The 8,917-nt window shown below is 71.6% G+C and carries 11 protein-coding genes; 4 read left to right on the top strand and 7 right to left on the bottom strand.

The genetic code is table 11. The features are described from left to right. Positions 1-35: 35 nt before the first annotated feature. Both IG78_RS0140230 and IG78_RS0140225 read right to left on the bottom strand, forming a co-directional pair. A complete protein-coding gene (locus tag IG78_RS0140230) occupies positions 36-1,049 on the bottom strand; it encodes a GDP-mannose 4,6-dehydratase (protein ID WP_030574437.1) in 1,014 nt (337 codons plus the stop codon). After that, positions 1,046-2,251 carry a UDP-N-acetylglucosamine--N-acetylmuramyl-(pentapeptide) pyrophosphoryl-undecaprenol N-acetylglucosamine transferase gene (locus IG78_RS0140225; protein ID WP_225882426.1) on the bottom strand — a complete coding sequence of 402 codons (1,206 nt, stop codon included), beginning with the start codon at positions 2,249-2,251 and terminating at the stop codon, positions 1,046-1,048. The genes IG78_RS0140230 and IG78_RS0140225 overlap by 4 nt, the downstream gene beginning before the upstream one ends. A 219-nt stretch (positions 2,252-2,470) precedes the next feature. Here IG78_RS0140225 and IG78_RS0140220 point away from each other — a divergent pair, with 219 nt between their 5' ends. Next, positions 2,471-3,214 (top strand): response regulator transcription factor, encoded by a 744-nt coding sequence (locus tag IG78_RS0140220; RefSeq protein ID WP_051853542.1) that lies wholly within the window; start codon positions 2,471-2,473, stop codon positions 3,212-3,214. 116 nt (positions 3,215-3,330) lie between these two features. Further along, entirely contained in the window at positions 3,331-4,725 is a 1,395-nt protein-coding gene (locus IG78_RS0140215) for a sensor histidine kinase (RefSeq protein WP_051853540.1), read from the top strand. 38 nt (positions 4,726-4,763) lie between these two features. Here the strand turns inward: IG78_RS0140215 and IG78_RS0140210 are convergent, their stop codons facing one another. The 3 genes from IG78_RS0140210 to IG78_RS0140200 are packed head-to-tail and all read right to left on the bottom strand — an operon-like array spanning position 4,764 to position 6,026. After that, positions 4,764-4,979: a DUF397 domain-containing protein gene (locus tag IG78_RS0140210; protein ID WP_030574423.1), complete on the bottom strand. Its 216-nt coding sequence runs from the start codon at positions 4,977-4,979 to the stop codon at positions 4,764-4,766. A gap of 10 nt (positions 4,980-4,989) precedes the next feature. Continuing rightward, positions 4,990-5,199 (bottom strand): DUF397 domain-containing protein, encoded by a 210-nt coding sequence (locus IG78_RS0140205; protein WP_030574420.1) that lies wholly within the window; start codon positions 5,197-5,199, stop codon positions 4,990-4,992. Continuing rightward, positions 5,196-6,026: a helix-turn-helix domain-containing protein gene (locus tag IG78_RS0140200; protein WP_030574417.1), complete on the bottom strand. Its 831-nt coding sequence runs from the start codon at positions 6,024-6,026 to the stop codon at positions 5,196-5,198. The genes IG78_RS0140205 and IG78_RS0140200 overlap by 4 nt, the downstream gene beginning before the upstream one ends. Positions 6,027-6,120: 94 nt before the next feature. Here IG78_RS0140200 and IG78_RS0140195 point away from each other — a divergent pair, with 94 nt between their 5' ends. Then, positions 6,121-6,342: a hypothetical protein gene (locus IG78_RS0140195; protein ID WP_051853538.1), complete on the top strand. Its 222-nt coding sequence runs from the start codon at positions 6,121-6,123 to the stop codon at positions 6,340-6,342. After that, the gene (locus IG78_RS0140190) at positions 6,339-6,623 is read left to right on the top strand and encodes a hypothetical protein (protein WP_030574412.1); all 285 of its coding nucleotides are present in this window, start codon (positions 6,339-6,341) and stop codon (positions 6,621-6,623) included. The genes IG78_RS0140195 and IG78_RS0140190 overlap by 4 nt, the downstream gene beginning before the upstream one ends. A 23-nt stretch (positions 6,624-6,646) precedes the next feature. On the opposite strand, the gene icmA is transcribed toward IG78_RS0140190, so the two are convergent. Together icmA and IG78_RS0140180 are read right to left on the bottom strand one after the other, a co-directional pair. Beyond that, positions 6,647-8,347 carry a coenzyme B12-dependent isobutyryl-CoA mutase large subunit gene (icmA, locus tag IG78_RS0140185; protein ID WP_030574410.1) on the bottom strand — a complete coding sequence of 567 codons (1,701 nt, stop codon included), beginning with the start codon at positions 8,345-8,347 and terminating at the stop codon, positions 6,647-6,649. A 72-nt stretch (positions 8,348-8,419) separates the two neighbouring features. After that, positions 8,420-8,752, bottom strand: coding sequence for a DUF3817 domain-containing protein (locus tag IG78_RS0140180; protein WP_030574408.1), 333 nt, complete (start codon positions 8,750-8,752; stop codon positions 8,420-8,422). Positions 8,753-8,917 lie beyond the last annotated feature (165 nt).

Raw genomic sequence — 8,917 nt, 5'->3', positions numbered from 1 at the left:
GCCCCCCGCCCCCCAAGGCGCCCCCGCCAGCAACCTCAGACCTCGTACACCTGCGCACCAAACCGCCAGAGATTCTCAGCGACCCACGCCGACGTACGAGCAAGCCCCTCCCGGAGCGGAACGACCGGCTCCCAGCCGGACAACTCCCTAGCCAGGGAGTTGTCCGACACGAGCCGCTCCACCTCGCTCCCAGCAGGCCGCATCCGCGCAGAATCGGCAACCACCACCGCCTCCCGCCCACTCGCGGAGATCAACTCCCGGGCCAGCTCCCCGATGGAGATCTCCCGCCCCACACCGAGGTTCACGACCTCCCCCACGGCCCGCTCGCACTCCGCCACGGCGAGGAACCCCCGCGCCGTGTCGGTGACGTAGGTGAAGTCCCGCGTAGGGGTGAGCGAGCCGAGCTTGATCTCGCGTGCGCCGGAGTGCAGTTGCGCGAGGATCGTGGGGATCACGGCACGCGCGGACTGCCGCGGCCCGTACGTGTTGAAGGGCCGCACCACGGCCACCGGCAGCTCGAAGGCGTGCCAGTGCGAGAGCACCGTCATGTCGGCACCGATCTTCGAGGCGGAGTACGGCGACTGCGGTTGCAGCGGATGCCGCTCGCTGATGGGCACGGTCAGGGCGGTCCCGTACACCTCACTGGTGGAGGTGTGCACGAGCCGCCGTACCGAGTGCCGACGGCAGGCCTCGGCGATGTGCTCCGTGCCGACGACGTTCGTCTGCACGTACGCGCCGGGAGAGTCGTAGGAGTACGGGATCCCGATGAGCGCGGCGAGGTGGAAGACGGTGTCGCACCCGGCGACGGCGTCCATCACGCGCCCGGGATCGCGCACGTCCCCGGCGACGTACTCGACGCGCGGGTCCCCGGCGAGGTGCGCGAGGTTCCCCTTGTCGCCGTACGGCTTGTAGTGCACGAAGGCGCGGACGCGGGCACCGCGTTCGAGGAGCAGGTCGACGAGGGTCGACCCGATGAAGCCCTCGGCGCCGGTGACGAGGACCGTGCGGTCCTCCCAGGAGAAGGAGGAGGGGACGGTGTTCGTGTTCATGCGGCGTACTCCACGGTGTCGTTGGGACCGGCGCGACCGGCGCGACCGGCGCGACCGGCGTCGGAGAGGTCAGAGGGGTCAGAGGGGTCAGAGGGACCGGAGGGCGAGGCCAGGCGCAGGACTCGCCCGGCGAGCAGTTCGGCGGCCCGGGAGTGCGGCCCCGGCTCCGCCGCCCCGCTCATGGCGGCGAGCCGCGCCGGATCGTCGAGCAGCGGAGCGACGAGCGCGGCGAGCCGCTCCGCGGTGGTCTCGGCGTCGGGCAGCAGCAGCCCCGCGCCGGCGTCGGAGAGGACCCGGGCGTTGTGGGTCTGGTGGTCGCCGGGTGCGTGCGGGTAGGGCACGAGGACGGCGGGCACCCCGGTGGCGGCGAGTTCGGCGACGGTCGCGGAGCCCGCGCGGCAGACGACGAGGTCGGCGGCGGCGTAGGCGAGGTCCATCCGGTCCAGGTACGGCACGGCGCGCGCGACCGCGTCCCCGCCCTCGTACGCGAGCCGCCGCCGTGTCTCGTCGAGCGCCGCTGGACCGGTCTTGATCAGCAGGGATACGTCGCCACGCCACCGCCAGCGTGCGGCGAGCCCGAGCGCCGCCTCGGTGAGCCGGGCGGCGCCGAGGCTGCCGCCGTTGAAGAGCAGCAGCCGCGCGCCGTCCGGTACGCCGAGTGCGCGCCGTGCCTCGGTGCGCAGGGCGGCCCGGTCGAGGCCCGCGAGGGTGGCGGCGATGGGCATGCCGGTGGTGACGGCGCGGTCGCCGCCGGGCAGGTGCGCGCGGCTGCGGTCGAAGGCGACGGCGATGTGCGGGGTGAGGCGGGCGGCGAAGCGGTTCGCGCGGCCCGGTACGGCGTTGGACTCGTGGATGAGGCTGGGGAGCCCGGCCATGCGGGCGCCGACGATCACGGGGGCGCTCGGGTAGCCGCCCATGCCGACGGCGACGTGGGCGCCCTGCTCCCGCAGGATGGTCCGGCACTGGGCGCCGGACTTCAGCAGGGCCGCGGGCAGCAGATAGCGGCGGGCGCCGAGCGCCGGGTCGAAGGGGATCATGTCGACGGTGTGCAGTTGGTACCCGGCCTCGGGGATGAGTCGCGTCTCCAGGCCGCGCTCGGTGCCCACGAAGGAGATCACCGCGCCGGGCACGGCTCGGCGCAGGGCGTCGGCGAGGGCGAGGCCGGGATAGATGTGGCCGCCGGTGCCGCCCGCGCCGATCACGACGGACAGCGGCCTGTTCGGGTCGCGGGCCGCGGCGCCGGCCGCGGCGGAGGTGCCGGAAGTGACGGGAGTTCTCATGACGCCAGAGCCTCGCGAGGCGTCCTAAGAGGGTTTTAAGAGCTGGGTTTGGCACCTTTGGTGCATGAGTCGCACGAGTTTGTCGCCGTGCCGCACGAGGTGCGGTTCCCCCGGGGTCCGGCCCGCAGCCCAGGGCGCCACATGACGCCGCCGCCCGCGCTGGGGCCTACACAGCCCACGCAGCCCTTCAAGGTCCTCGTCGTCGACGACGACCCCGAGGTGCGTGCCGCCGTCGAGGACGCGCTGAGCGTGGAGGGCCATCTGGTGCGCGGTGCCGCGGACGGCCACCGCGCGCTGACCGCGGTGGCCAGGTGGGAGCCGGACCTCCTGGTCCTGGACGTGAAGATGCCCGTGCTCGACGGTCTGGCCGTGTGCCGCAGGCTGCGCGCGGCGGGCGACCGCACCCCGGTGCTCGTCCTGACGGCGCTCGACTCGGTGAGCGACCGCGTCGACGGCCTCGACGCCGGGGCCGACGACTACTTGGTCAAGCCGTTCGCCCTGGACGAGCTGGTGGCGCGGGTCCGGGCGCTCCTTCGCCGCGCCGCCCCCGGCCCGGCGGGCCCCAGCGGCCGGGACGCCGACGGCGACGCGCTGTCGTACGGCGACCTGACGCTCGACACCCGGACCCGCACCGGGGAGCGCGGCGGGCGCCGCATCGAGTTCAGCCGCACCGAGTCCACGCTCCTGGAACTCCTGCTGCGCAACGCCGGGCAGGTCCTGCCGCGTGAGCTGATCCACGAGGCGGTGTGGGGCCGGGACTTCGGGCCCGACTCCAATTCCCTCGCTGTGTACGTGGGTTATCTGCGCCGCAAGCTGGAGTCGGGCGGCGAGGTGCGGCTCGTGCACACGGTGCACGGCGTGGGCTACCGGCTCGGCACGCCGTGAGCGCCCCCAGCGCCTCCCGCGCCCCGGGAAGCGGCCGCGCCCCCGGCAGTGGCCGCGCCCCCCGGGGCAGCCGTGGCCGCCGCGCCCTCGGAGCCCGCTGGCGTCGCCGCCGCCCGCTGCGCACCCGCCTCGCGGTGGCCGCGTCCGCCGCGGTGGCGGTGGTCGCGATCTGCGTCTGCACGGCGTCGTTCTTCGTACTCCGCTACAAGCTGTACCAGCAGTTGGACCAGAACCTGTCCCAGTCCGCGACCCTGGCCGCACAGGAGCACCGCGCCGAGGAGGAGCAGGACTTCGGCGTGCTCGCGGGCGAGTGCCGCTTCCTGGGCGCCCCGGCCTGCGCGCAGGTGGTCCCCGCCGCCGCGGCCGACGACCCGAGGCAGCCGTACCTCCTGCCCGTGGACCGCGCGACACGGCAGGTGGCGGCAGGCGAACTTGCCCCCTACTACTCGAACTTCACCCTCCCCAACGGCAAGCCGGGACGCATGCTCACCACCACCTACGGCAAGGGCTCGGCCTTCCAGGTGGCACTGCGCGCCGACATCGCCGAGCGCGGGGTGCGGCAGACCGCCGCGATCCTCTCGGTGGTGGGGGGCGCAGGCGTGCTCTTGTCCGCGCTCGGCGGCTACTGGGTCTCGCGCACCGGCCTCGCGCCGGTCGCGCGCCTCACCGCGACGGCGGAGCGCATCGCCACGACCCGGGACGCCCGGCACCGCATCGAGCTGCCGCCGGGACGGCGCGGCGGGCGCACCGAGGACGAGGTGACGCGGCTCGCCACGGCGTTCAACACCATGCTCGGTGAGCTGGAGGAGTCGGTCGCGGCGCGCCGCCGACTCGTGGCTGACGCTTCCCACGAGCTGCGTACGCCGCTCACGTCGCTGCGTACGAACGCGGAACTCCTGGCCCGTGCGGATCGCCTGACGGCGGGGCAGCGGGACCGGGCGTCGGCGGCGCTCGGCCGTCAGCTCCGTGAGGTGACGGGCCTCGTCAACGACCTGATCGAGCTGGCCCGCGACGAGGAGCCGCAGCCGCTCCTGGAGGAGGTGCGGGTCGCGCCGCTGGTGGAGCACGTGGTGAACGCCGCGCGGGGCCACTGGCCCGCCATCGCCTTCACCCTGGACACCGCCCCCGGCGCGGCCGCGCTCACCCTCCCCGGAGTCCCGTCCCGCCTCTCCCGCCTGGTCACCAACCTCCTGGACGACGCGGCGAAGTTCAGCCCGGAGGGCTCGCTGGTGGAGGTCTCCCTCACCTCCGCCGACCTGACCGTCCGCGACCACGGCCCCGGTATCGCCCCGGAGGACCTCCCCCACGTCTTCGACCGCTTCTACCGCGCGGAGCGCGCCCGCGCGCTCCCTGGCTCGGGCCTGGGCCTGGCCATGGCACGCCAGATCGCCCACGCCCACGGCGCCGAACTGACGGCGGAACACGCCCCCGGCGGGGGTGCGCGCTTCCGCCTGACGTGGCGCACGCCAGGCGACGAGCCCGGTTCCGTCGGACTTCGAGACAAGCGATGAGTTTCCCCGCCCGCCTCCGTCCTACCTTGTGAATACCCTCATCCAAGGCTCCTGAACAGGCGGTATCCCTTCACGCCGTCCACAAAGTGGGCGAACACCTGAGCGCTGACGTCCAGGACCGGGCTGTTCGGGAGCTTGGAGTCGCGTACGGGGACTATGCCGCGTACGGGGATGAGGTTGGCGGCGATCTCGATGCAGGCGCCGCCGTTGTCGCTGTACGAGGATGAGAACCAATGCGGGGACTCGGTAGTCACGAGAGGTCCTTCAGACTGTGCCGAACTGCCCGGTCTTCAGGCCACCCACGAAGGACGAAAACGCCTCGGCGTGGACGGTCAGAACCGGCCCGTTCGGGTGCTTGGAGTCGCGTACGGGGACTATGCCGTGTGCGGCGACGAGGTTGGCGGCGATCTCGATGCACTGACCGCCGTTGTTGCTGTACGAGGACGTGAACCAGAGGGGGTTTCGGGTCGTCACGAGATGCCCTTTCGTAACTGGTTGAGCATGGCCACGGATGCCGCCTGAGATGGGGCTTCGGCCTGTAGCTGATGGTAGGCCGTCAGCAGCGGTAGAACGAATGTGCTGTCGCGTTCCAGATGGCCTCGCTGGGCGGATTCGGCGTACGACATGAGCGAGCGGTCCGGCAGGGTGAGCAGGGTTACCGGCAGATCGAACGGGCGGCGTGCCCCCATGTCGAACGGTACGACTTGAAGCACGGTGTTGGGCAGCTCCGCGAACTCAAGGATTCGGTCCAACTGCGCACTCATGATGGCGGGTTCGCCGATGGGACGACGGATGCAGCTCTCGTCCAGCATCGCGAAGACCAGCGGCGGCGGGGTCCGCACGAGGGTGGTCTGCCGCTCGGCCACGAGCGTGATCCGCTCCTCCGCCTGCTCACTGGAGATCGCTCCCCGCTTGAGGGCGCCCTCCGCCAGAACCGTCGCGTACTCCGGCGTCTGGAGCAGCCCAGGAATGACACCCACCTCGTAGAGGCGGATCTCCGCAGCCTCCGCCTCGTGGTCCACGAACTGGGGGAACCCCTCCAGCAGGCCCGCGTTCCGCACCACGCGCCACGCCCGCTCGAACGTCTCCTCGGCGCCGAAGGCCACGTCAGCACGCCGCGCCAGGCGCAAGGTTGGCGCTTTTCGTCCAGTTTCGATTGACGAGAGGTGCGTACTGGAATACCCCATACGTTCGGCAAGCTCGTCCTGGGTCCAGCCCCGCTCCTCACGCCAACTGCGCAAACGCGCACCGAAGGCGGCCTTGGGCGAGCTGTCCGGGTCCAGCTCCTTGCGGTTGACCAACTTTCCCTCCCCAGCGTCCACGTTGAATGGTTCTCCCAACGTAGGTCACGCTGACACCCCTTGGTAGTGGATTCGCTACGGAGAGGTACGAAAGATGGTCGACATCCCCCCACGAGGCACCCTCCTCCTGGACATCTCACGTGACCTGATCGGTGAGTTCCGGGGCGAGTGGTGCGGGGTCTGGTCCCTGCGTCCGATAGCGGGCGGGCGGGAGTGGACCGTGGCACCGGAGGACGTGCGGTTGGCCACCCCGGCGCAGCAGTTGCGGGCGCGCGCCGCGAGGGCGAACGCCCGCAGCCGGGGTGAGCTGCTGTGACCGCCCACCACCCGATGGCCACCCCGAGGAGCCGGGCGCAGCGGACGGCGATGTTCAGCACGCCCGCGGAGATTCACCCCGCAACGGTGGTCTTCGACCGGACGTACGACATGCCGGGCACCGTACGGGAGGTGGACGGCGCGTTCGTGGTCCTGGACCGGCCCACGGGCATGACCTGGCGGGTCCACTTCCGGCACCTGCGCCGGGCCACGGCCTGGGAGCACCGCCAGCTCCTGGCCCTGGCCCGCCTGCACGCGCAGCGCCTACGGGGCGCCCGCTGAGAGCGGGCGGGCCAAGGGGGAGGCTAGAAGCCCGGCGGCTCCACGTACACACCCCACTCGTCCCGCAGGACCCCGCAGATCTCCCCTAGGGTGGCCTCGGCCCGGACGGCGTCCAGCATGGGGGCGATCATGTTGGAGCCGTCCCGCGCGGCGGCGAGCATCGCGTCCAGGCAGGAGCGGACCCGCGCGTCGTCCCGGGCGGCCTTGCGCTCCACGAGGGCGCGCACCTGCTCGCGCTCGACCTCGTGGCTGACGCGCAGGATCTCCAGGTCGCCGGTCACGGAGCCGTGGTGGACGTTGACGCCGACGACCCGCTTCTCGCCCTTCTCCAGGGCCCGCTGGTAGGTGAAGGCGGACTCGGCGATCTCGCCGGTGAACCAGCCGTCCTCTATGCCGCGCAGGATGCCGGAGGTGACGGGCCCGATGGGGTGCTGCCCGTCGGGGTGCGCACGACGGCCCCGCTCCTTGATCTGGTCGAAGATCTTCTCGGCGTCGGCCTCGATGCGGTCGGTGAGCTGCTCCACGTACCAGGAGCCGCCGAGGGGGTCGGCGACGTTGGCGACGCCGGTCTCCTCCATCAGGACCTGCTGGGTGCGCAGCGCGATCTCGGCGGCCTGCTCGCTGGGCAGGGCGAGGGTCTCGTCGAGGGCGTTGGTGTGCAGGGAGTTGGTGCCGCCGAGGACGGCGGCGAGGGCCTCCACGGCCGTGCGGACCACGTTGTTGTACGGCTGCTGGGCGGTCAGGGAGACACCCGCCGTCTGCGTGTGGAACCGCAGCCACTGCGCCTTCTCGGACTTCGCCTCGTACACCTCGCGCATCCAGCGGGCCCAGATCCTGCGGGCCGCGCGGAACTTGGCGATCTCTTCGAAGAAGTCCACGTGGGCGTCGAAGAAGAAGGAGAGTCCGGGGGCGAAGACATCGACGTCGAGGCCGCGGCTCAGGCCCAGCTCCACGTACCCGAAGCCGTCCGCGAGGGTGTACGCGAGTTCCTGCGCGGCCGTCGCCCCGGCCTCGCGGATGTGGTACCCGGACACCGAGAGCGGCTTGTACGCGGGGATGTCGCGGGCGCAGTGCTCCATCAGGTCGCCGATGAGGCGCAGGTGCGGCTCGGGTTCGAAGAGCCACTCCTTCTGGGCGATGTACTCCTTGAAGATGTCGGTCTGGAGCGTGCCGTTGAGCACGGCCGGGTCGATGCCCTGCCGCTCGGCGGCGACCAGGTACATACAGAAGACGGGGACGGCGGGGCCGCTGATCGTCATGGACGTCGTGACGTCACCGAGCGGGATGTCCTTGAAGAGGACCTCCATGTCGGCGGCGGAGTCGATGGCGACGCCGCAGTGGCCGACCTCGCCGAGGGAGCGGGGGTCGTCGGAGTCGCGGCCCATGAGGGTCGGCATGTCGAAGGCGACGCTCAGACCGCCGCCGCCCGCGGCGAGGATCATTTTGTACCGCTCGTTCGTCTGCTCGGCGTTGCCGAAGCCCGCGAACTGGCGGATCGTCCACGTACGACCGCGGTAGCCGGTGGCGTAGAGGCCGCGCGTGTACGGATACTCGCCCGGCCAGCCGATCCGCTCGAAGCCCTCGTACGTGTCCCCGGGCCGGGGCCCGTAGGCAGGCTCGACCGGGTCACCGGAGAGCGTCGTGAAATCGGCGTCGCGCTTCTTCGCGGCGTCGTACCGGGCCTGCCAGCGACGGCGGCCCTCCTCGATGGCTTCAGCGTCCATACCCTCGAATTTACTTGGACGTCCTAGTAAATGTCCAGGGAAGACCGCCGGGGCGTGGCCCCGGCGGGTGGCTCAGGCCTTGGCGAGCGGGGGCGGCGCGTCCGTGAGAAGGGGCTCGACCTCGCGTACGACCTTGCGCTCGACGAAGAACGCGGCCGTCGGGATGGTGCCGGACACCAGGACCCAGAGCAGCTTGCCGAACGGCCACTTCGCCTTGGAGCCGAGGTCGAAGGCGAAGACCAGGTAGATGATGAAGAGGACGCCGTGGATCTGCGAGACCGCGAGCGTCAGGTCCTCGCCCTTGTCGAAGCCGTACTTCGCCACCATGCAGGCGCACAGGACCAGCAACATGACGGCGGTGACGTAGGCCATTACCCGGTAGCGGGTCAGCACGCTGCGTTTCATGCCCACGAGCGTAGCCCGCCCTCCTCCGCGATCTTCCCCCACCCCTTTTCCTACCCCTCACCCCATATGGGGCTGCGCCCCTGGCCCCCCCTTTTTCGGGCCTGGCGGCCCTCGTCCTCAAACGCCGGACAGGCTTCTTCCCCCACCCACCCGCCCCTCCTGGGG

This window comes from Streptomyces aureocirculatus (genome assembly GCF_000720475.1).
In the GTDB taxonomy this organism is placed as follows: Bacteria; Actinomycetota; Actinomycetes; order Streptomycetales; family Streptomycetaceae; genus Streptomyces; species Streptomyces aureocirculatus.
The sequence above is the reverse complement of the archived record's forward strand: the minus strand, read 5'-3'. Positions and strand labels throughout refer to the sequence as shown.